At 60.2% G+C, this 20,809-nt stretch carries 20 protein-coding genes and 1 pseudogene; 7 read left to right on the top strand and 14 right to left on the bottom strand.

All coding sequences use genetic code 11. The features are described from left to right. The 4 genes and pseudogenes from EM858_RS23205 to EM858_RS23190 all read left to right on the top strand — a co-directional run. Positions 1–186, top strand: a pseudogene (locus tag EM858_RS23205) (IS110 family transposase); the annotation flags it as partial. Positions 187–378: 192 nt separating this feature from the next. Continuing rightward, entirely contained in the window at positions 379–1,251 is an 873-nt protein-coding gene (locus EM858_RS23200; protein WP_127758091.1) for a bifunctional helix-turn-helix domain-containing protein/methylated-DNA--[protein]-cysteine S-methyltransferase, read from the top strand. Positions 1,252–1,305: 54 nt separating this feature from the next. Then, on the top strand, positions 1,306–1,542 hold the full coding sequence (locus EM858_RS23195; protein WP_127758090.1) for a CopG family ribbon-helix-helix protein: 237 nt from the start codon (positions 1,306–1,308) through the stop codon (positions 1,540–1,542). Positions 1,543–1,547: 5 nt separating this feature from the next. Beyond that, the gene (locus tag EM858_RS23190) at positions 1,548–1,835 is read left to right on the top strand and encodes a type II toxin-antitoxin system RelE/ParE family toxin (protein WP_127758089.1); all 288 of its coding nucleotides are present in this window, start codon (positions 1,548–1,550) and stop codon (positions 1,833–1,835) included. On the opposite strand, the gene EM858_RS23185 is transcribed toward EM858_RS23190, so the two are convergent. Further along, entirely contained in the window at positions 1,832–2,818 is a 987-nt protein-coding gene (locus EM858_RS23185; protein ID WP_035259694.1) for a sugar-binding transcriptional regulator, read from the bottom strand. The two genes, EM858_RS23190 and EM858_RS23185, sit on opposite strands and share 4 nt — an antisense overlap. 206 nt (positions 2,819–3,024) lie before the next feature. Between EM858_RS23185 and tal the strand changes: the two genes are divergently transcribed. Next, positions 3,025–3,990, top strand: coding sequence for a transaldolase (gene tal, locus EM858_RS23180; protein WP_127758088.1), 966 nt, complete (start codon positions 3,025–3,027; stop codon positions 3,988–3,990). Between the two features lie 106 nt (positions 3,991–4,096). Here the strand turns inward: tal and EM858_RS23175 are convergent, their stop codons facing one another. Continuing rightward, complete coding sequence (locus tag EM858_RS23175; RefSeq protein ID WP_127758087.1) at positions 4,097–4,870, bottom strand: IclR family transcriptional regulator; 774 nt, start codon at positions 4,868–4,870, stop codon at positions 4,097–4,099. A 199-nt stretch (positions 4,871–5,069) separates the two neighbouring features. Between EM858_RS23175 and EM858_RS23170 the strand changes: the two genes are divergently transcribed. After that, entirely contained in the window at positions 5,070–5,801 is a 732-nt protein-coding gene (locus tag EM858_RS23170; protein ID WP_127758086.1) for an SDR family oxidoreductase, read from the top strand. 57 nt (positions 5,802–5,858) lie between these two features. On the opposite strand, the gene EM858_RS23165 is transcribed toward EM858_RS23170, so the two are convergent. The 5 genes from EM858_RS23165 to EM858_RS23145 all read right to left on the bottom strand — a co-directional run bounded on the left by EM858_RS23165 (position 5,859) and on the right by EM858_RS23145 (position 9,730). Further along, the gene (locus tag EM858_RS23165; protein WP_003499086.1) at positions 5,859–6,032 is read right to left on the bottom strand and encodes a DUF1328 domain-containing protein; all 174 of its coding nucleotides are present in this window, start codon (positions 6,030–6,032) and stop codon (positions 5,859–5,861) included. A gap of 210 nt (positions 6,033–6,242) precedes the next feature. Next, positions 6,243–7,097 (bottom strand): metal ABC transporter permease, encoded by an 855-nt coding sequence (locus EM858_RS23160; RefSeq protein ID WP_127758085.1) that lies wholly within the window; start codon positions 7,095–7,097, stop codon positions 6,243–6,245. Next, positions 7,094–7,954, bottom strand: a complete 861-nt coding sequence (locus tag EM858_RS23155) for a metal ABC transporter permease (RefSeq protein ID WP_110759904.1) — start codon at positions 7,952–7,954, stop codon at positions 7,094–7,096. The genes EM858_RS23160 and EM858_RS23155 overlap by 4 nt, the downstream gene beginning before the upstream one ends. Continuing rightward, on the bottom strand, positions 7,935–8,843 hold the full coding sequence (locus EM858_RS23150) for a manganese/iron ABC transporter ATP-binding protein (protein WP_003523118.1): 909 nt from the start codon (positions 8,841–8,843) through the stop codon (positions 7,935–7,937). The genes EM858_RS23155 and EM858_RS23150 overlap by 20 nt, the downstream gene beginning before the upstream one ends. Continuing rightward, positions 8,840–9,730 (bottom strand): metal ABC transporter substrate-binding protein, encoded by an 891-nt coding sequence (locus tag EM858_RS23145; RefSeq protein ID WP_162520335.1) that lies wholly within the window; start codon positions 9,728–9,730, stop codon positions 8,840–8,842. The genes EM858_RS23150 and EM858_RS23145 overlap by 4 nt, the downstream gene beginning before the upstream one ends. A gap of 314 nt (positions 9,731–10,044) precedes the next feature. Between EM858_RS23145 and EM858_RS23140 the strand changes: the two genes are divergently transcribed. Continuing rightward, positions 10,045–10,947 (top strand): hypothetical protein, encoded by a 903-nt coding sequence (locus tag EM858_RS23140; RefSeq protein ID WP_164865538.1) that lies wholly within the window; start codon positions 10,045–10,047, stop codon positions 10,945–10,947. Between the two features lie 54 nt (positions 10,948–11,001). Here the strand turns inward: EM858_RS23140 and EM858_RS23135 are convergent, their stop codons facing one another. The 7 genes from EM858_RS23135 to EM858_RS23100 form a co-directional block, all read right to left on the bottom strand. Next, positions 11,002–12,741: a patatin-like phospholipase family protein gene (locus EM858_RS23135; RefSeq protein WP_127758082.1), complete on the bottom strand. Its 1,740-nt coding sequence runs from the start codon at positions 12,739–12,741 to the stop codon at positions 11,002–11,004. Positions 12,742–13,048: 307 nt separating this feature from the next. Then, positions 13,049–14,548 carry a lysine--tRNA ligase gene (gene lysS, locus EM858_RS23130; RefSeq protein ID WP_065117072.1) on the bottom strand — a complete coding sequence of 500 codons (1,500 nt, stop codon included), beginning with the start codon at positions 14,546–14,548 and terminating at the stop codon, positions 13,049–13,051. 251 nt (positions 14,549–14,799) lie between these two features. Next, the gene (gene gltX, locus EM858_RS23120; protein ID WP_127758081.1) at positions 14,800–16,257 is read right to left on the bottom strand and encodes a glutamate--tRNA ligase; all 1,458 of its coding nucleotides are present in this window, start codon (positions 16,255–16,257) and stop codon (positions 14,800–14,802) included. A gap of 212 nt (positions 16,258–16,469) precedes the next feature. Continuing rightward, complete coding sequence (locus EM858_RS23115; protein WP_127758080.1) at positions 16,470–18,242, bottom strand: SLC13 family permease; 1,773 nt, start codon at positions 18,240–18,242, stop codon at positions 16,470–16,472. Between the two features lie 241 nt (positions 18,243–18,483). Continuing rightward, positions 18,484–18,771, bottom strand: coding sequence for a GIY-YIG nuclease family protein (locus EM858_RS23110; RefSeq protein ID WP_065117070.1), 288 nt, complete (start codon positions 18,769–18,771; stop codon positions 18,484–18,486). Positions 18,772–18,948: 177 nt separating this feature from the next. Continuing rightward, the gene (locus EM858_RS23105) at positions 18,949–19,707 is read right to left on the bottom strand and encodes a TerC family protein (protein WP_127758079.1); all 759 of its coding nucleotides are present in this window, start codon (positions 19,705–19,707) and stop codon (positions 18,949–18,951) included. Positions 19,708–19,972: 265 nt separating this feature from the next. Further along, positions 19,973–20,659 (bottom strand): TetR/AcrR family transcriptional regulator, encoded by a 687-nt coding sequence (locus tag EM858_RS23100; protein WP_080820634.1) that lies wholly within the window; start codon positions 20,657–20,659, stop codon positions 19,973–19,975. Between the last annotated feature and the right edge of the window lie 150 nt (positions 20,660–20,809).

Raw genomic sequence — 20,809 nt, 5'->3', positions numbered from 1 at the left:
GTGCGCGATGCCCTCTATATGGCGGCGCTGGTGGCCTACCGGCTAAAGTCGCCCTTCGCCCGCATGGTTCAAGCCATGCAGGCCAAAGGCAAACCGTTCAAGGTCATGATCATCGCCATCGCCCGCAAACTGCTCGTCATTGCAAATGCCATTCTCAGGGATAAAACCACATTCGAAGCAGCTTAAAACAACATGCATTAATACAGTTGCCAGCCGACGCGCGTCTGCGCGGCGAGACGACTCTTTTCAGCCCAAGGACTTGGGCTGGCTGGATACCGGCTCGAGGCCGGTATGACGGTAGAAACTGAGTACGGCGCAAGAAACGGGTGGAGACGAAGTCGCTTTAATGGTTTTCTCCTACCCGTTAGGAGATTTGCGATGAACGCCAATATTACGCTGAACGAAGATATCACCCCCATCGGATCGGATTACGACACGGTGCGCGGGGTTATCGAGCTTTTGACGCTGGATTATCGCGAGCAGCCCTCCCTCGAAGCCATTGCTGCAGAGCTCGGCCAGTCGCCGACGCAATTGCAGAAGACTTTCACCCGCTGGGCCGGCCTTTCACCCAAGGCATTCCTGCAGGCCGTAACGCTCGATCATGCCAAAAGGCTGTTGCGCGAGGAGGATTTGCCGCTGCTGGAAACCTCTATCGAGGTCGGCATGTCGGGGCCGGGACGCCTGCACGATCTGTTCGTCACCCATGAGGCCATGTCGCCCGGCGAATGGAAGGCCAAGGGCGGCGGGCTGACGATCCGTTACGGTTTCCACACCTCGCCCTTCGGGCTTGCGCTGGTCATGGTGACAGATCGTGGCCTTGCCGGCTGCGCCTTTGCCGATCCGGGTGAGGAAAGGGCCTGCTTCGAGGACATGGCCGGCCGCTGGCCGAATGCGGAATATCTCGAGGATCGCGAAGCGACGGCACCCTACGCCGCCCGCATCTTCGATCCGTCCATGTGGTCGGCGGACAGGCCGCTGCGCGTGGTTCTGCTCGGCACGGATTTTCAGGTGCGGGTCTGGGAAAGCCTCCTGAAAATCCCGATGGGCCGCGCTGTTACCTATTCGCACATCGCCTGCGATATCGGCCAGCCTACCGCGTCGCGTGCGGTTGGTGCGGCGGTCGGCGCCAACCCGGTGTCCTTCGTCGTTCCCTGCCATCGCGCCGTGGGGAAAAGCGGGGCTCTGACGGGCTACCACTGGGGCCTGACCCGCAAGCGGGCGATGCTCGGCTGGGAAACGGGGAAGGTGTGAGGCGAGGCTTGGATTGTCTTTGCCGATCTGCCCAGGATCGGTTATTCTTGGCCCATGAAAAGCACGATTGAACTTCCCGACGATCTTAAACACCGGCTGGATATCTTGGCCGAGCGCTCGAACTCGACTCCAAGCCGCATCATAGAAGATGCGCTTTCTCATGGACGTTCTCTGGCATGGCAGGAGAAATGGACGAGCGGCGTGAGGGCAGGGTTGGCGGAGGCCGAGGCCGGGGAGTTTGTTACTGAAGAAGAGATCGACGTCGTTCTGAATAAATATGCCAAGGCCTGAAACGCGTGCGGTTGGTTTGGACGCGGCGTTCTCTCCGGGAGCTTGATGCTATAGGCGACTATATCGCCGAACGTAATCCGCGTGCGGCAGTAAAAGTCGTTAGGGCAATTCACCAGACGACGGCACGTCTTTTATCTGATAATCCTCATTTAGGACGCAGTGGCGAAATCGAAGGGACCAGGGAGCTGGTTATTTCCGGCCTGCCCTACATTGTCGCCTATCGCGTGACGGAGCAACAGGTCGAAATCCTGTTCGTGCAACATGCCGCCCGCCAATGGCCCGGCGAGACCTAAACCAGTTCCATCAACGCCCGCGCCGCCGCCTCGTCTGTTATCAGCGTATTGCACCCGATCCGCTTGATCGTGGCGCGGATGGCGATGGCGCGGTGGGCGCCGCCGGAGGCCAGCACGATGTGTTTGGCCTTGCGCAGCGTATCGAGATCGATTGCCATGGCGCGCTGATTGATCGGGTGATCGACCGAGCGGCCTTCGGCATCGATGAAATTGAACATGGTGTCGCAGACGCAGCCGGCATCGATGAGTTCCTGCAGCGTCGCCTTGGAAATGAAACCTTCCGACAGCGATGTCGAATGCGGGCCGATATCTCCGCAGGAGACGATGGCGAGATCGAGCGTTTCGGCGAGATCGTAAAGCGTCGCGAGCCCGCATTTTTCAATCAGCGCCCGTTTCGTCTCAACCGAATCCACCAGGAGCGGCGCAAGGAACATGTAACATTCCGCCCCGAGCGCGCTCGCCAGCCGCCAGGTGTAATCCAGCGGGTTGGTCTGGTGCACGGCGACGATGCCGCCGAGCAGCGAGACGACCTTGCAGTTTTCCCGGCGCGGCGGGCGGAAGCTGGAAAGCGAGGCGGTCATGGTGCGGCCCCAGCCGACGCCGATGGTGGCCTCGTTCGGCACCGCTTCGGAGAGGAACTGCCCGAGCGCCAGCCCGACTGCCTTGGCCGTGCCTTCGGCGTTCGCCTTGTCCGGGGATGGGCCGGGGGAAGGGATGATCACGGCCTCGTCCAGCCCGTAAGCCGCCTCCAGCTGGCCGGCCAGCTCGACGAAATCCTCGATGCCCTCGTTGATCCATATCTGCACTTCGGAGCGCTTCATCGCCTCGTCCAGAAGGCGGATGACGGTGGAGCGGCTGATGCCGAGTTTTTCCGCGACGTCTTTCTGCGTCATACCCTGATTATAATAGAGCCATGCGGCGCGTAGCCTCAGCGAAGCCGCTTCCGAATAGGCCGTATGGGTTTCTCTTCTCAGTTTCGCCACGGTTTCCGCCATTCTTTATTAGCGACCGAGTATCGCAGGCGTGAAACTTATGTCAATTGCGATGCGCAAATGTCTTGACTTTCGCGCCTTCGACTTGCGATAGTTGGAACCGACGAAACCGCGATTTCGGCCTTGGGCGCACCCCCGGTGCGGGAACGAAATGACGGCAGAGCAAGTTTTCAAGAGATCATGAAGGATCATCAGATATGACATCCAAACTCGAACAACTTCGCGCCATCACCACGGTCGTTGCCGATACCGGCGATATCGAGGCGGTTGCGCGCCTGAAGCCGGTGGATTGCACCACCAACCCGACCATCGTTCTGAAGGCGCTCGGCACACCGGCCTTTGCGGATGCGGTGAAGGAAGCCGTCGCATGGGGCAAGAAGCAGGGCGGCCAGTCCGACGCCGTGGTTGCCGCCGTTGCCGACCGTCTGGCCATTTCCGTGGGCGCGGCCCTTGCCGGCCTCGTTCCCGGCCGCGTGTCGACCGAAGTCGATGCCGACCTTTCCTTCGATACGCAGGCCTCCATCACCAAGGCGCGCCACATCATCGCCGCCTATAAGGAGCGCGGCATCGAGCGTGAACGCATCCTCATCAAGCTGGCCTCCACCTGGGAAGGCATCAAGGCTGCCGAGGTTCTCCAGTCCGAAGGCATCGACTGCAACCTGACGCTGCTCTTCTCGCAGGCCCAGGCGATTGCCTGCGCCGAAGCCAAGGTCTTTCTCATCTCGCCCTTCGTCGGCCGTATTCTCGACTGGTACAAGAAGTCCACCGGTGAGAACTACACCGCCGAGACCGATCCGGGCGTCGTTTCGGTGCGCAGCATCTACAATTATTACAAGGCCAACGGCATCGGCACCGTCGTCATGGGCGCCTCCTTCCGCAATGTCGGCGAAATCGAAGCACTTGCCGGTTGCGACCGCCTGACGATCAGCCCGGCGCTGCTGGAAGAACTGGACAAGGACGGCGGCAAGCTGGAGCGCAAGCTTTCGCCTGACAATGTCAAGGCAGAGCCGCTGCAGTCGCTCGACGAGAAGGCCTTCCGCTGGGCGCTCAACGAGGACGCGATGGCCACCGAGAAGCTTTCGGAAGGCATCCGCCTGTTCGCCAAGGATCTGGTGACGCTGCGCGAGATGGTCCGCAAGGAACTGACGCTGGCTGCGGCCTGATACAAAAAGGGGGAACCATCCACGTTCCCCCTGCGTTTAAGAGATATAAATCTCCAGTCACTCAAAACGCGATCGGGTCCCTGCCGGTCGCGTTTTTTTGTGCGTCTCAGGAATTTCCGTTTCCCGTCGCCACTTCGGAAATCCGTTTTGCCGCCTCGCGGATCAAGGCTTCACAGGCCTCGCGTGTCGGGGCCTTGCCGCCGAGCGGGGTAATATAGGGGCAGGTGATGACGGCAAGCGCCGTGCCGTCGAGCGTCAGCACCGGGGCGGAAATATTGCGCACGCCGGCGGTCTGAAGGCTGTCCATGGATTCGAAACCGTTTTTGCGCACGTCCGTCAGCCGCCCGGCAAGGTCCGGCGGTACGGTTTCGCCGCTGCCGCGCACCTGTTCGGTTATCATGATCTGGCGCTGCGCCTCGGTCTGGAAGGCCAGAAGCACATGGCCGGAGCCGGTGTGGAACAGGCTCATCTGCGCGCCGACCCGCATGGACATGGCCCAGTAAGTGGACGATTCCTGCTGGGCGATGACGACCACGCTGCCGCGATCATAAACCGCCAGATGACAGGCCTGCTCGGCGCTCGCGGAAAAATCGCGCATAACCGGTGCGGCAAAGGAGACCAGACGGCGGATCGGCGCGTGGAAATGCGCCAGCCCGAACATCTTCAGCGTCAATGAGAAACGGTCGCCGTCAAGCCGCTGCACATAGCCGCGGCGCACCAGCCGGTCCAGCATGCGATAAAGCTCGTTCGGGCTCTTGCCGATAGACTTGGCGATCTCGATCTGCGTCAGCCCGCCATCGGTGCGGGCCAGAAGTTCGAGAATGTCCAGACCCTTGTCGAGGGCGGGAGCGCGATATCTTTCGCTGTCGTCGTCGGTCATCTGGCCTCGATGGTGTTTTGTGCGGTCGCCGGCTGGGCAGCCTGAAAATATGGTTGCCCGAGAGCCGCCATCCGCGCAAGTTTGCTTGACGCCATATGAATACCGCGTTTACATATGAATTGTCGATCCATATTTGAGATCATCGAAATTCAGCGGTCCGGTGCCCGAAGGGCGGGCGGGCCTTAGCGGGAGGCTATTCATGGTGCAGGATTTTAACGGCCGGACAGTGGTGATTACCGCCGCTGGCCAAGGTATCGGCCGGGCGGCGGCGGAGCGGTTCGTCTCGCTCGGCGCGCGCGTCATCGCCACCGATATCAACGAGCAGGCGCTTTTGACGCTGAAAGGTGCGGAAACGAGGGTTCTGAACGTGCTGGATGGCGATGGCGTCAAGGATTTCGCCGCCGATATCGGCCATGCCGACGTGCTGTTCAACTGCGCCGGCTTCGTTCATTCCGGAACCATCCTCGAATGCGAAGAGAAGGACTGGGATTTCTCCTTCGATCTCAACGCCAAGGCCATGTACCGCACCTGCCGCGCCTTCCTGCCCGGCATGCTGGAAAAGGGCAAGGGCGCAATCGTCAACATGTCCTCCGTCGCTTCCAGTGTGAAGGGCGTGCCGAACCGTTTCGCCTACACCGCCTCCAAGGCGGCCGTGGTGGGTCTGACCAAGGCGATTGCGGCTGATTTCGTCACCAGGGGCATTCGCTGCAACGCCATCTGCCCCGGCACGGTCGATAGCCCGTCCCTGCATGACCGCCTGCGCGCCACCGGCAATTACGAACAGGCGCTGGCCGATTTCATCGCCCGCCAGCCGATGGGCCGCATCGCCACGCCGGAAGAAATCGCAGCACTCGTTACCTATCTCGCTTCGGACGAGGCAGGTTTCACCACCGGCCAGATTCACGTCATTGACGGCGGCTGGACGGGCTGAATCTTTTTAAGGGAGAAAGGAGAGGCGACCGGCGTGAAAAACGGTCGCCTTTTTCATTCAGACGACGGCGCTTCCGGCCATCAGTGCAAGCACGAGGAAGACCAGGAAGATCACCACGGCGATGAAGAACAGGATTCGGGCCACGCCCGCCGCCGCCGCGGAAATGCCGGTGAAGCCGAATACGCCTGCGATCAAAGAAATAACGAAGAAAATAAGAGCCCACTTCAGCATGGCGCTTCCCCTTTTGCGTAATTTGCCGAGCCCGCCGCCCCGCGACAGGCTCGGTAAAATGACGCGCAAAAGGCGAAAATGTTCCATACGCCCGCAAAAATCGTTGTTTTAGAGTGTTTTCGCTTTTCTTCGAATTGCGAAAACACTCCAACTCTTTGTTTTGGCGCATTTCCGGACGGAAAACCGGGGGCCACTTTTCGTGGAAATGCTCTAGAAGCCTGTTTCACGCGCCGCATCGATCCGGCGGGCATTCCAGATGGTGCGGATGAAGGTGGCGACGAAAGCAAGGCTCATGAACATGACGATGGTGGGAGCCGGCGCGCTGTCGATGAGGAAGCTCAGCCATATGCCTGCCAGCGATGAGGTTATCGCCACCGCAATGGCCACCAGCAGCATGGCGGAAAAACGCCGGGTCAGCAGGAAGGCGATTGCCCCCGGCGCGACCAGCATGGCGACCGAGAGGATGATGCCCACTGCCTTCAGCGCCCCGACGACGGTGAGCGACAGAACCATCAACAGGCCATAATGCAGGATACGCACCGGCAGGCCGATGGCTTTCGCATGCTGCGCGTCGAAAGCGTTGACCAGCAGATCCTTGCGCAGAATGCCGAGAAACAGCGTGGCGAAAAGCGCGATCAGGCCCGTCTCCAGCATGTCCGAAGGCGCAATGCCCAGCATGTCGCCGAAGAGGATATGGTCGAGATGCACGTCGCTCTGCACCTTCACATAAAGCACCAGCCCCAGCCCGAACATGCCGGAAAAGACGATGCCAAGCACCGTATCTTCCTTGATGCGGCTGTTTTCCTTGATGAAGCCGGTGCCGAGCGCGCAGATCATGCCGGCGATGAAAGCGCCGATCGAAAGCGGGATGTTGACGATATAGGCCAGCACCACACCGGGCAGCACGGCGTGCGAAACCGCATCCCCCATCAGCGACCAGCCCTTCAACACCAGAAGACAGGAGAGCATCGCCATCGGCACCGCGATCATCAGCGTGATCACGAAGGCATATTGCATAAAGGGCAGCTGAAACGGCAGGATGGCGAGTTCGAGATATTCGCTCATGGCGTTTCCCCCAGCGCCTTGCGGGCCTTGGCCCGGGATGCGAGAAGCCCATGCTTGGGCGCAAATACGAAGGCGGCAAGGAAGATCGCCGTTTGCAGCACGACGATGACGCCGCCGGTCGCGCCATCGAGGAAATAGCTGAGATAAGCGCCGACGAAGCTGGTGGCCGCGCCGATGATGAGGCTCATCAGGATCAGCCGCTCGAAACGGTCGGTCAGCAGATAGGCGGTGGCGCCGGGCGTCACCACCATGGCGACGACAAGGAAGGCCCCTACAGTCTGAAGGGCGGCAACCGTGGAAGCGGCAAGCAGGGTGAAGAAGATCACTTTCAGCACTTCCGGCTTCAGCCCCACGGTGCGGGCGTGGTTTTCATCGAAGAACACCACCATGAAGTCGCGCCATTTCAGCGCCAGTACCAGCAGGCTGATACCGCCGATCAGCGCCAGCTGGATGGTGTCTTCGGCGGTGATCGCCAGAATATTGCCGAGCACGATGGTCTGGATATTGACCGAGGTGGGCGAGAGCGACACCATGAACAGGCCAAGCCCGAAAAACGAGGTGAAGATCAGCCCGATGATCGCGTCTTCCTTCAGCCGCGTCTTCTGGTTCAGGAACAGCATGGAACCGGCCGCAAGCCCGCCGGAAAGGAATGCACCGAGCGAAAAGGGCAGGCCCAGCATATAGGCGCCGGCCACACCGGGAACGATGGCGTGGGAAAGCGCATCGCCGATCAGCGACCAGCCCTTCAGCATCAGATAGGCCGAGAGAAAGCCGCAGACGCCGCCCACCAGTGCGCTGACCCAGATGGCGTTCAGCATGTAACCATAAGTGAAGGGCTCAAGAAGGCTGTTTATCATCGACTTTTTCTTTCGGAGCCTCAGGATCGCGCCCGTTCTGGCCATTCTTGCCGTAGATCACGAAAGGCCGCTCGTCATCGGTAATGACCTTCACCCGGCGCGGATCGGCGTCGTTATGCAGGTCTGCCCCGCCAAGCACGAAGTGGCGCAGGCTGCCGCCGAAGGCTTTTTGCAGGTTCTCCTCGTTGAAGGTATCCGCCGTCTTGCCCGATGCCAGCACCGTGCCCTTGACGAAGACGGCGCGGTCACAGAATTCCGGCACGCTGCCGAGATTATGGGTGGAGACCAGCATGACGCGTCCCTCGTCGCGCAGCGCCTTCAAAAGTGCGACTATCTGCTCTTCCGTCGTTACGTCGACACCGGTGAAAGGCTCGTCCAGCAGGATGACCTGACCCTCCTGCGCCAGCGCGCGGGCCAGAAACACCCGCTTCTTCTGCCCGCCGGAGAGTTCGCCGATCTGGCGCTTGCGATAGTCCAGCATATTGACACGTTTCAGCGCCTCTTCGACCATGTGATGGTCGCGTTTCGAGGGAATGCGCAGGAAATTCATGTGGCCGTAGCGGCCCATCATCACCACATCCTCCACCAGCACCGGAAAGCTCCAGTCCACCTCCTCGGCCTGCGGCACATAAGCGACGAGGTTTTTCCGGAGCGCTTCCTTCACCGGCAGGTCGAAAATGGAGACGGAACCGGCCGCCAGCGGCACGAAACCCATGATCGCCTTGAAAATCGTGGACTTGCCGGCGCCATTGACGCCGACAAGTGCAGTGATCGTTCCGCGGGGGATGGAAAAGCTGGCATTTCTTAATGCGGTGTGGCCGTTTCGATAGGTCACTGTCGCATTTTGAACCGTCAGGCCGCCGCCTGATTTTTTACTGCCCATTCTCATGAAGACAGCCCCTTGGCGATGGTTTCGCTGGTCACGCGCAAAAGGTCCAGATAGGTCGGAACCGGGCCGTCCGCCTCGCTCAGCGAGTCCACATAGAGGATGCCACCATAGGCCGCGCCGGTTTCCTTGGCCACCTGCTGGGCGGGATCGGCGGAAACCGTGCTTTCGCTGAAGATGACCTGGATATTGTGCTCGCGCATGGCGTCGATCACGCCACGCACCTGCTGCGGCGTGCCCTGGCTGTCGGCATTGACCGGCCACAGGAACAGTTCCTTCAGGCCGAAATCGCGGGCGAGATAAGAAAACGCACCTTCGCTCGTTACCAACCAGCGCTTGTTTTCAGGCAGAACGGAAAGCGTGTCGCGGATCGGCTGCACGGTGGCTCTGATCTTGTCCGAATAGGCCTTGGCATTGGCGGCATAGACATCGGCATGGGCGGGGTCGATATCGGTCAGGCCCTTGCGGATATTTTCCACGTAGATCAAGGCGTTATCGGGCGACATCCAGGCGTGCGGATTGGGTTTGCCCTGATAGGCGCCGCCGCTGATCGCCATGGGTTCCACGCCTTCGCTCACCGTCACGCTCGGCACGCCGGAGAGGTTGGCCAGGAACTTTTCGAACCACAATTCCAGATTGAGGCCATTGCGAAGCACGAGATCGGCCTTGCGGGCTTTAAGAATATCGCGCGGCGTCGGCTGGTAGTTGTGAATTTCAGCTCCCGGCTTGGTAATGCTTTCCACTTCGGCCGCATCGCCCGCCACATTGCGCGCCATGTCGGCGATGATGGTGAAGGTCGTCACGACGGTCGGCTTTTCCTGAGCAAGGGCAGCGCCGGGAAGAAAAAGCGAAAAAGCGAAAATGGCGTGGCGGATTTTATGGAAGTTCACGGGGCTCACCAGATTTTGTTGCGATTAATTCGCAATACCATCTGTTATAAAATCACGCTTGTCAACGCTATTGCAAATCATTCGCAAATTAGTGCGTTTTGCAAATGTCCGAAAATGGCGCGTTTTTGCCGGTGTTGCGCCGGCGGGATTAAACTTTTTTCAATGAGAAAGCGGCACTATCGCAAGGCTCGGACAGCGTGGTCCGAAGCTTGTCCCGCGTGTGTTCCTCATCCTTCGAGCCACGTTTTGGGGTGAGGGCGAGAGGCGGGGTACTTGATGTCAGGATGTTGCGGGTGAAAGCTGTATTCGGACGAATGCGGTTTTCGCGCAAGCTCGTTATGATTGGAGGCGGGATCCTGCTTTTGGCGGGTGCGACCGGCTCTGCTGCCGTGTTTATCGGCAGCGAGCGGCTGCTCGGCCCATCCTATGCCTCCACCAACGGGCTTTCCTGCGACGCGGTCCAGACGGTCAATATCCGCAAGAACGGTTCCTTATGGGTCCGCAAATTCATTCGCACCCAGGGCGGTGACGGCACAGAGCGGCTGAAGACTGCGCTTCGTGTGGCAAGGGCGGTCTACGACAAGCAGAAACCCGATCTGGTTCAGGTCTCCGTGCTCGATAAAAACGGTCCGCAGTTGCGCTCGGAAATGCGTGGCCGTGCGATTGCCGCACAGGTGGTTTTCATTCCCGATCCGGCAAAAATTCCCGAAGGCGCGGATGCCCATCGTTATTCGGCCTTTTATTATGATGGCGCCGCCAATGCCAGCGGCCAGTTTTACGGCCTGCGCATCGATCTGCCGCTGGAAGATGCCGAGGCGCTGGCGGCAAGCCTCAACGATTCGGCCGATTGCGCCACCCCGGCTCTGGATGCCGGTTCTGAAGGCCATGAAGCAAAACCCGCGAAAAGTGCGACGGGACACGGCGAAACCAAAGATGACGGCGCGGGTGGCCACGGCGGCGCGCCGGCGGAAGCCAACGAAGGCGGGGCTGCCCATGGCGAAACCCCGTCTCCCGAAGCGCATGGCGAACCGGCTGCCGACGAACTTCTGACCTCGACGCCGGAAGTCGATGGCGGCAGCATCTTCAGCCTGTCTTATCTGAAATCGCTGATCTTCGGCAAAGGCTCGACGACCGCACAGGCGGCGGAAGAAAAGCCGGCGGCCGAAAATGCGCCGGCGGAAGAACCCGGTGCGGAGAAAAAGGCCGCGAGCCACTAAGCGGGTGAGGGCGGTTTCTCTCCCCGAATCCTTCCGGGGCTCGCATCTGACGTGTCAGATATCCGGCCCGATCCGCAGGCGGCCAGCCGGATTTGGAAATTTCTTCCGTTTGTTGACGATTGCCGGAGAGAAACTCTGCGACAGGGCGGCAAAGGCGGCAATGCGGGCGATCAGCTTTTCCCGATCACCCTTTGTCACCGCTTCGTAGCTCTCGATCTTGTCGATATAGCCCGTCAGCCAGTCTTGATATTTGCCTTCGTTCCACAGGCGCTCGGTCGCAAACACCGTGTCTTCCAGCCGATCATAGGCAACGAGCGTCCGTCGCCAGCGATGCTCGTCGAAATCCAGCGCGCCATTGGCGAAGAGCGATCCGACCTCGAGGCCGTAGCTCATCAGCTTCGCAGAGCGTTCCGGCGGCATGGTGAGGTTCAGCCCGCCTTCCTCCTCGTTGAGGAAAACGCGGGCGATGCGTTCTCTCTGGCCCGGCATGGTGGCGAGCGACTGATCCTGCCAGTCCTTCGCCGAGCTGAGGATGCTGCCGAGAAAGCCGCTCATTTTTTCCATCTTGTGAACGGGCACGCCGATCCCTTCGCCCGCCGCCTGCGGGATCGTGACGCGCTTGCCGCTACTTGCGATGGATTTCGGCAATTCATCGAGGCTAAGCGCGAAAGTGGGACGCGACGGAAGCAGGGCATCGAAAAGATGAATGGGGAAGTTGCTGCTGATGCCGCCATCGGAGAACCAGATTTTCGCCTTCATGACGGGCCGCGCTTTGCCACCGAGACGCTGCACGATATCCAGCGTGCCGCGATCGTTGGTATAGGCCGGAATGGCCTTGAACAGCACCGGAAAGCTCAGGCTCATGCGCGTTGCGATGATGACCGGCAACTGGGCGGGCTCCGGAAAAGCCTTGAGTTCGGGAAAGGGGCCGCCCGGTGTTGCGATCTGCTTCAGCCAGTTCATCACGGCCGCGGGAAAGAGCTGGCTCCATTCCGTCGGGTCGTAAGCCACCATGAGACTGGTGGTCGGAAGCGTGTGCGGCCGCCGCATCGACAGGTTCGTCGTGACCATCTTCAGGTTGATGACCGGCTTCTCCGGCTCCGCACCGATGAGATCGCCGAAGGTCAGCGGTGGCGCGGTTGCGGCGTCGCTGCCGAAAGCGATGTCCTGGATCGATGCATGAAGCCATTCCGTCAGGCCCGGAACCTCGGCATCGGAAACCGTCAGTCCCGAGCAGAAACCGAAGCCGTCCCTTGGCAACCGGTAGAAAACCAGCCACAGGATCTGGCCGAGGATGCCGGCCAGCATCCCCACCAACCCGCCGAGAACCGACCCGGCCCAACCGCCGCCCAGAACCCACAGGGCGCCGGTGCCGATGACAATGCCGGCTATGGCTGCCAGCGGAAAAGCCAGAAGCAGGCCCAAAACCTTGCCCGGCCAGCCGCCGGCCTGCGCCCACAGCAGGTAACGCATCAGCGGGCGAAAACGGCGCTGCGGCTGGAAAAGCCTGTCCAGAATGGTGGGTATCGTATCGCAATGAGCCTGCAGGCGGGTGAAACCATCCGGATCGTTTCTGACCGTGCGGGAATATTCCGCTGCCGCCGCAAAGGCGGCGGCAATCGCCCCGGCCGATGTGCCGCCTATCGAGCGGAAGCGATACCGGCGCGCCAGTTCCAGAACCGCATAGGGATAAACGACACCGGAGGTGATGCCGCCTTTCATCACCACGTCGCATTCCTTTTCAGGTGCGGCGAACATATCGGGCTGGTATCTGGGAAGCTCATTCTCGGGCATGCGTATCTCCCCCGGCGGCCCTTGATCGAAAGCCGTCAAACACAATGCGAATGATGGGGAATGGGTATCACAAGTTGAGGCGATATCGCCAGTATATTCTACTGAAAGTTAAATAAACTGACGCGATCCGTTCACTGAAAGCCGGATAATTACTTGCGAGCGTCTATGTATGGAGAGGAAAACCGACAGACGAACGGGGCGAAACCTCGCCACACTCGCCGACGTCAAGAAAATGCGCCCCTTCGCCACTGGCGAGAGAATCGGGGCGCGGAAGGCGGCCGCGAGGCCGCCCCCGGGTTTCGTCCGATCAGTCCGCCTTGTTACGGCGGGCCGGGAAGAGGATGACGTCGCGGATCGACGGGGCATTGGTCAGAAGCATGATCAGGCGGTCGACGCCGATGCCGAGGCCGCCGGCGGGCGGCATGCCCTGGTCGATGGCGTCGAGGAACTCGTCATCCAGCTGCTTGTCTTTTTCGCCGCGGGCGTGCGCCTGTTCCAGCTGCTCCACCATGCGGCGGCGCTGTTCTTCCGGATCGTTGAGTTCGGAGAAAGCGTTGCCCACTTCCCAGGCGTTGCAATAGCTTTCGAAACGCTCGACGAGGCGCGGTTCGCCAGGCACTTCCTTGGCGAAGGGCGAGATGTCCTTCGGGAAATGCGTGACGTGGCTCGGCTGGATAAGCGTGCCTTCCACCTTCTCTTCGAAGATGAAGGCAAGGCATTCGCCCCAGGTCCAGTCCTTCTCGACGGCAAAACCGGCGGCCTTGGCGGCGGCGCGGGCTTCTTCGTCGGTCTTGAGGCCAAGGAAATCGATACCGGTGGCTTCCTTCACCGCGTCGGGCATCGGCACGCGCTTGAACGGACCCTTGAAGGAGATCGTCTGGCCCTGGAATTCAACTTCGGTCGTGCCGTGCAGGGCAATCGCCAGCGTCTCGAACAGCCGTTCCACGAGACCCATGATGTCTTCGTAGTCGGCATAGGCCCAGTAGCACTCCATCATGGTGAATTCAGGATTGTGCCGCGTGGAGACGCCTTCGTTGCGGAAGTTGCGGTTGATTTCGAAGACCTTGTCGGTCAGGCCCGAAACCAGCGTGCGCTTCAGGAACAGTTCCGGCGCGATGCGCAGATACATGTCCATCTTCAGCGTGTTGTGGAAGGTCTTGAACGGATCGGCCGTCGCGCCGCCATAGATGGTCTGCAGCATTGGCGTTTCCACCTCGAGGAAGCCTTCGGCCTCCATGAAGCGGCGGATGCCGGAAAGAATCTTCGAGCGCTGCAGGAAGCGTAGCTTGGATTCCTCGTTGGAGAGGATATCGAGGTGGCGCTTGCGGTAACGCAGCTCGATGTCGGAGACGCCGTGCCACTTTTCCGGCATCGGCAGCAGCGACTTCGTCAGCATGGTGATTTCTTCGGCGTTGATCGTCAGCTCGCCGCGCTTGGTACGGCGTACCTTGCCGGTCACGCCGATGATGTCGCCGATATCGATCATCGGCAAAAGGTTACGCGCCGCTTCCGGTGTCGTATCCTTGTGGGAGAAGATCTGCACCTTGCCCGAGGCGTCATGAATATCCATGAACATGCCGGAATTGCGCGAGGAATAAACGCGGCCGGCCACCGTCACCGTATCGCCGGTTTCGACGTCGGCTTCGATATCGGCATATTTTTCCGCGAGCTCCGCATTGGTCAGCGTGCGGTGGAAATGCGCCGGATAGACATCGCCGATCTGTTCGCGCAGCAGCGCAAGTTTCTGGCGGCGCACTTCTGTCGCGTCGGAGGAGAGGGCGGTGGTTTCGGTCGTCTTGTCGTTCATCGTATTCGCCTTCAGCGGCCTTGTTCGTTGCGGTTACCCTGTGCGCTCCGGGCTTACCCCCCTCTGTCCTGCCGGACACCTCCCCCTCAAGGGGGGAGATCAGATGCCGCGCCCACCCGTTCCATGGGCAAGGTGTCAGCCGCTTGTCGATCTCCCCCCTTGAGGGGGAGATGCCCGGCAGGGCAGAGGGGGGTAAGCCCCAAGCAGAGGGCGTATTCTAGGATGCCGGCGTCACCGCCAGCACGTCATCATCAGCTTCCGCTGCCCACCATCGTGGCCACAACGGCAATCGCCATCTTCAGCCGCTGGCGCACCACGGAGCGGCCAAGCAGCGCCATCGAGTCAAACAGCGGCAGCGAGCGCGAGGAACCGGACATGGCCACGAAGAGCGGCGGCGTCACGACGCGCAGCTTCTTGCCGGTGCGTTCGGCAACATCGCGCAGCTCGGCCTCGATCGCTTCCACGTTCCAGTCCGGCATCTTCTCGAGGTCGGCGGCAACCGTGGTGAGGATCTCGTGGATTTCCTCCGGTTTGCTCTTCAGCCCGGCAAAGGAGGCCGGCGTCAGGCCGACATCGCTTGCCAGCAGGAAGCCGGCAAGGTTCGGCAACTCGCCGAGTCTCGAAATGCGGCTCTGGGCAAGCTTCAGCCCTTCGGTCAGGCGGGCATTTTCCATCGCCCATTCCAGCGTGCGGGCAATGAACTCCTCCGGCGAAAGCTTTTCGCGCAGCCAGCGGCCGTTCAGCCAGTCCAGCTTCTGGATGTCGAAGATGGCGCCGGCCTTGGACAGCGCTTCCGGATCGAACTTCGCCGCCAGTTCTTCCATGGTCAGAAGTTCTTCGCCTTCGGCGATCTGGATGAAGAACAGGCCAAGGAAGTTCATCAGCGCTTCCGGCAGGTAACCCAGCGCGGAATAATAGGAGATCGAGGTCGGGTTCTTGCGCTTGGAAAGCTTCGACTTGTCGGCGTTGCGCATCAGCGAGAGATGCATGAACACCGGCTGGTCCCAGCCGAAATAACGGTAAAGCAGAATGTGCTTGGGCACGGATGCCAGCCACTCTTCGCCGCGCGCCACATGGGTGATCTTCATCAGATGGTCGTCGATGACGTTGGCCATGTGATAGGTCGGCATGCCGTCGGCCTTGATCAGCACCTGCATGTCGACCGAATCCCAGGGGATCGAGACATCGCCATAAACGCCGTCATGGAAATCGCACGAACCTTCGGTCGGGATTTTCATGCGCACGACGTTGGGCTCGCCGGCGGCGACGCGGGCGGTGACTTCCTCGGCCTTGAGGTTAAGGCAGTGGCCATCATATTTCGGCGGCTTGCCGGCGGCGCGCTGGGCTTCGCGCATTTCTTCCAGCCGCTCGGGCGTGCAGAAACAGCGGAAGGCATGGCCTTTTTCCAGAAGCTCTTCGGCATAGGGCCAGTACATGGCCTTGCGCTCGGACTGGCGATAGGGACCGTAAGGGCCGCCGACATCCGGGCCTTCCGACCACGTGAGGCCGGTCCAGCGCAGGGCTTCCAGCACCTTCTGCTCATATTCGAGGGTCGAGCGGGTGGCGTCGGTATCCTCGATGCGCAAGATGAACTCGCCACCGTGTTTCTTGGCGAAGAGATAGTTGAACAGCGCGATATAGGCGGTGCCGACATGCGGCTCGCCGGTGGGGGAAGGTGCGATGCGGACGCGAACGCCGGAAGTGGTCATGAAATTCACTCGTCGTGACGTGGCAGTGACATCGGGGCGGTTTCACCCTTCTGTCACGATGTTTTCGTTTGGATGCGGCAGGAAATCATGTTGGAAGACGCAATGAAAGCGCCTTTTGCACATTCCCGTTCGGCTTCGGCTTAGGCCATATTCTGCCGCAGGCGTCAAGGAAATACGAAGCCCGCGCTGGTTCGGCGTCCTAGCTGAGAGTCCTAGCTCACTGGCCAGACGTAAAGCAGCATGGGAATGCTGGCGATGACGATCATGATCGACAGCGGCAGGCCGAGGCGCGGATAGTCGCTGAAGCGATAACCGCCGGGGCCCATGACCAGCGTGTTGCACTGGTGGCCGATGGGGGTGAGGAAATCGCAGCCCGCGCCGATCGCCACCGCCATCAGGAATGCCTCCGGCCGGAAACCGAGCGTGGTGGCGAAGCCGGCGGCGATGGGGGCCATGACCAGCACGGTGGCGGCATTGTTGAGAAAGGGCGTCACTGCCATCGCGGTGAGCAGGATCATGCCGAGCGCCGCAAAGGGCGGCAATCCCTGCGCGGCTTGGCCGAGCCATGCGGCGATCAGTTCGCTTGCCCCGCTGGTGCGGAGCGAGTCGCTGACGGGAATGAGGGCGGCGAGCATGACGAGGATCGGCCCGTCGATGGATTTATAGACTTCGGTGAGCGGGATGGCGCCGACGACGATCATCATGAAGGCGGCGGTGAAAAAGGCGACGGAGACCGGCACCAGCCCGCTGCCGGCGGCGATCATGGCGGCGGCGAGCACGATGACGGGCAAAAGCGCGCGGCGCTGCACGCCCAGCAGGATTTCCCGCTGCGCCAGCGGCAAGAGTGAAAATTCCTGCAGCACCTGCGGCAGGTTCTTGCGGCTGCCCTGCAAAAGAATGACGTCGCCCGCCTGCAATGTCAGCTCGGAGAGCCGCTGGCTGACGCGCTGGCCGCGCCGGCTCACCGCGATCAGATTGACGCCGCGCGTATAGGAGAGCGAAAGCTCACGCGCGGAAATGCCGCTCAGCACCGATTCATTGCTGATGACCGCTTCCATGGAAATGAGATCGGCGGTTTTTTGGCCATTTTCCATCAGCGGCTTGCCGGAAAGCAGAAGCTTCGCCTGCGAGACGATGCGGTCCAGCCCCTCCGGACTGCCTTCGAGGAGAATCGTGTCACCCGCCTTCAGCGTCACGTCGGGGAAGGGGGAGATGCGCCGCGGTCCGCGGAGGATGGTGCTGGCGATCACATCGCCGTCGGCCTGTTTCAGTAATTCGCGCAGCGGCTTCTCCGCATGGGTGCTGTCGGCGGGCAGGGTGGCTTCGGCGGTATAGGCGGACTGGTCGAGAATATCCTCCACCGATGCCTGCTGGCGGTTGCGCACCGGCAGCAGCCGGTAACCGAAGGTCAGGAAGATGATGCCGATGACGGTCAGCCCCGCGCCGACGGGGGTGAAGTCGAACATCGAAAAACTCTGTCCCGTCATCTCCTCGCGCAGCCGCGAGACGACGATGTTGGGCGAGGTGCCGATCTGCGTCATCAGACCGCCCAGCAGGGCGGCGAAGGCCATGGGCATCAGATAATAGGAGACCGGGCTGCCGGATTTGCGGGCGAACTGGAAGGCGACCGGCATCATGATGGCGAGCGCGCCGATATTCTTGATGAAGGCCGACATGACGGCGACGACGATCATCAGGAAGGCAAGCTGCAGGCTCTTGGAGTGCATTTCGGGAAAATATTTCTTGATCGTCATATCGACGATGCCCGACCGCGCCACCGCCGAACTGACCACCAGCGCGCTGCCGACGATGATGACGATATCGTCCGAAAAACCGGAAAAAGCTTTTTCGAAAGGCACGACGCCGAGCGCGACGGCCACGAGCAGCGCACTGCAGGCGACGACATCGTAACGCAGCCTGTCCCAGATGAACGCGACCATCATGCCGGCGATGACGGTGAAGGCGAGGATCTGGTCTGTCGTCATGCTGGCTTATGCTTTCGAAGGAGAGACGGCGGGAATGACTCTATCGATGAGGATATCGAAGAACGCAAGCCGGGGTGAAGCGGTTCCGGGCTGGGGATCTCATTCCTGTCTCTTCGTCATGCCGGCCGTGAGCCGGTATCCAGCCGCCGCAGCCCTCACGTGACGAGAAGAGTTTTTCAGCCCAAGGACTTGGGCTGGCTGGATGCCGGATCAAGTCCGGCATGACGGAGCGCAGGCATCGTCAGAGAAGAAAATGGGCAATGTCGTCCCAGGCTGGATTGAGATCTTCAATCAACTTGATCTTCCATGCCCGCGGCCAGTTTTTTATCGTCTTTTCTCTCGCAATTGCGTCCGTAACGAGATCGTATGTTTCAAACCACACAAGCGTCTTAACGCCATAACGGGTTGTGAATCCGGGCGTCAGGTTGTTCTGATGTTCATATAAACGGTGAGAAAGGTCGCTTGTTACGCCAGTATAGAGCGTACCGTTTCTTTTGGATGCAAGAATATAAACGTAACCTTGGCGCATGAGAAAAGCATGCGCAAAGGTCATTGTTTTGGCAAGAGGTGAAATTATTTCCGTCATACCGGACTTGATCCGGTATCCAGCCGCCGCGCGTCTGCGCGGCGAGAAGAGTTTTTTCAGCCCAAGGACTTGGGCTGACTGGATGCCGGATCAAGTCCGGCACGACGGAAGGAAGTGCGGTCAATGCGCCTCTTCCGCACTCGCCTTCTTCCGACGCCTCGCATTGCGGGCCAGCATGTTGAGCAGTTCCACCAGCGCCGAGAACGCCATGGCGGCATAGACGTAGCCCTTCGGAACATGGAAGCCCATGCCTTCGGCGATCAGCGTCGTGCCGATCATCATCAGGAAGGCGAGCGCCAGCATGACGATGGTGGGGTTGCGCTCGATGAAGTTGGCGAGCGGCGTTGCGGCCAGCAGCATGACGGTGACGGCCACGATGACCGCGACGATCATGATCGGCAGATGCGGCGTCATGCCGACGGCGGTGATGATGCTGTCCACCGAGAAGACGAGGTCGAGCAGCAGGATCTGGCCGATGGCGGCACCGAAATTCATGCCGACAGGGCCGCCCACCATGTCTTCCTTGTGGTCTTCCGGGTCGACATTGTGATGGATTTCCTTGGTGGCCTTCCACATCAGGAAGAGACCGCCGGCTATAAGGATCATGTCCTTCCAGGAGAAGGCGTGGCCGAAGAGTTCGAAGACCGGCGTGGTGAGCTGCACGATCCACGCGACGGTGCCGAGCAGGCCGAGACGCATGATGAGCGCAAGGCCTATACCGATCTTGCGGGCTTTTTCGCGCTGTTCGGGCGGCAGCTTGTTGGTGAGGATGGAGATGAAGATCAGGTTGTCGATGCCGAGCACGACCTCCATGACGATCAGCGTGACGAGCGCCACCCAGGCGGCGGGGTCAGATAGAAGAGGGAGAATGGACTCCATCAGGTAGGTTTTCCTTTCAGCAACAAGGCCAGCCGAAACATTCGGTGGGTGGAATTTATAGCGCAATACGCGAGAAACAAGGAGTTGATGGCTCCAGGGCGCAAGATTTCATCGAAATTTCGCGCAGACCGCGTATTGGCGTTCACGCCGTTGCGAGTGCATTTCCAGGAAAAGTGGCCCCCGGTTTTCCGTCCGGGAATGCTCCGAAACAAAGAGCTGGAGTGTTTTCGCGATTCGGAGAAAAGCGAAAAAACTCTAAATGATCTCAGGCCTTGTCGGTTCCGTAGGCGGCCATGAATACCTTGATGGCGCTGGCGATCACCCGGTCCAGTTCTTCTTCCGGAACCGGGCCTTCGATCTCTCCGAACAGGCGCAGCTTGAAGAAGGTGCCGGTGGAAAGCTCGATATATTGCCGGGCGGCCAGTTCCACGTCATCGACCTTCAGATGGCCGAGCGCGACATGGTGCTCGATGAAATCCTGAAGCACGGTGCGGACATTGTTGGGTGCGGCGATGAAGAAGCGCTGCGCCAGCTTCGGCATGCGGTCGATGACGCCGATGACCGAGCGCATGGCCGGGACCATGTCCGAGCAGATCATCTTGTTGGCGAAGGCCTTGCCGAATTGTTTCAGCCCGTCGCGCACCTCTTCGGTGCCGGCCAGAATATTGCGCATGGAGGTGGCGAATTCCTGCCGGTGCTGGTCGACCAGCGCCGCGAACAGATCCTCCTTGTTGGAGAAATAGACATAGATCGTGCCCTTGGAAACGCCCGCTTCACGCGTGATGTCGTTCATGCTGGCCGCATCGAAACCCTTGCGCTTGAACACACGCCAGGCGCCCGCCAGAATCTGCTCGCGTTTGGCCGGGTCTTCACCCGCCGCAAAACGCCCGGCGGCATTGCCCGGACAGCCCGTTTCCGTTTCCGTCTCCATATCCCTGTCTTCACCTGCCATCGCTACCCGCCTCTTAGCATCGCAATGGCGTAAAAAAAATTAACCGAACGTCGAACCAATCGGTTCGATAACACTTGATATGTGTCAGGAAAGAGATTATGTCAATCGAACCGAACGGTTCAGTTCGAAAAACTTTCTTCAATTTATCAC

This window comes from Agrobacterium sp. CNPSo 2736, from assembly GCF_004005385.1.
In the GTDB taxonomy this organism is placed as follows: domain Bacteria; phylum Pseudomonadota; class Alphaproteobacteria; order Rhizobiales; family Rhizobiaceae; genus Agrobacterium; species Agrobacterium leguminum.
Note: the sequence above shows the minus strand (reverse complement) of the source record. Positions and strands in the feature narration are given on the sequence as shown.